The sequence below is a fragment of the Kineococcus xinjiangensis genome, from assembly GCF_002934625.1.
In the GTDB taxonomy this organism is placed as follows: Bacteria; Actinomycetota; Actinomycetes; order Actinomycetales; family Kineococcaceae; genus Kineococcus_A; species Kineococcus_A xinjiangensis.
In genome coordinates, this window is sequence record NZ_PTJD01000041.1 from 1 (window position 1) to 1213 (window position 1213).

Genomic DNA, 1213 nt, shown 5'->3' on the forward strand with positions numbered 1-1213 from the left:
GCTGTGCCCAAGCCTTACCCCCGCGAGTTCCGCGATGACGTCGTGCGGGTCGCTCGCAACCGTGATCCGGACGTGACGCTGGAGCAGGTCGCCGCCGACTTCGGCGTTCACGTGATGACGTTGTCGAAGTGGATGCGCCAGGCCGACGTCGACGCCGGCGTCAAGCCCGGTGTCAGCACCGGCGAGAGCGCTGAGCTGCGCCAGGCCCGTGCGCGCATCAGGCTGCTGGAGCAGGAAAACGAGGTCCTGCGCCGGGCAGCGGCCTACCTCTCGCAGGCGAATCTGCCGGGAAAAGGCTCTTCCCGCTCGTGAGCGAGCTCGCTGCCGAGGGCATCCCGGTAGCGGTCACGTGCCGGGTGTTGAAGATCGCTCGCCAGCACTACTACCGCTGGCTGCTCCAGCCGGTCACCCCGGTGGAGCTGGAGGAGGCGTACCGGGCCAACGCGCTGTTCGATGCTCACCGGGAGGATCCCGAGTTCGGCTACCGCTACCTCGTCGAGGAAGCCCGCGAGGCCGGAGAGGTGATGGCCGAGCGGACCGCGTGGCGGATCTGCTCGACCAACGGCTGGTGGAGTGCCTTTGCCAAGCGGCGCAGCAAGAACGGCAAGCGACCCAGCCCGCCCGTCCATGACGACCTGGTCCAGCGCGACTTCACCGCCACCCAGTCCAACCAGCTGTGGTTGACCGACATTACCGAGCACAAGACAAGCGAGGGCAAGCTCTACCTCTGCGCCATCAAGGACGCGTACTCCCGCCGGATCGTGGGCTACTCCATCGACTCCAGGATGAAGTCGCGCCTGGCGGTCGCCGCCCTGAGTAGTGCCGTCGCCCGTCGCCGCGCCGAGGGCATGAACGTGGCCGGCTGCGTGGTCCACAGCGACCGCGGGTCGCAATTTCGATCAAGGAAATACGTCCACGGCCTCAGCCGACACGGCCTCGTCGGGTCGATGGGCCGCGTCGGCGCCGCAGGCGACAATGCCGCGATGGAGAGCTTCTTCGCCCTCCTGCAGAACAACGTCCTCGACCGGCAGCCCTGGGCCACCCGAGAGGAGCTGCGGATCGCGATCGTGACCTGGATCGAGCGGACCTACCACCGGCGCCGCCGACAGGCCGGCCTGGGCCGATTGACCCCTATCGAGTACGAGACCATCATGACCGCACCGGCCAATCAGGCCGCGTGACCTGATCTGACACCGGATCATGCAGCAGACCC

The 1213-nt window shown here is 67.5% G+C and carries 1 protein-coding gene; it reads left to right on the forward strand.

Going from position 1 to position 1213, the window contains the following annotated elements; genetic code table 11:
• The first annotated feature begins 3 nt into the window (after positions 1-3).
• Positions 4-1181, forward strand: a protein-coding gene (locus tag CLV92_RS20820; RefSeq protein WP_104436003.1) for an IS3 family transposase whose coding sequence is annotated in 2 segments (ribosomal slippage) — positions 4-288 and positions 291-1181 — 1176 coding nt in all. Because the reading frame shifts where the segments join, the coding sequence is not laid out codon by codon here.
• The last annotated feature ends 32 nt before the right edge of the window (positions 1182-1213 follow it).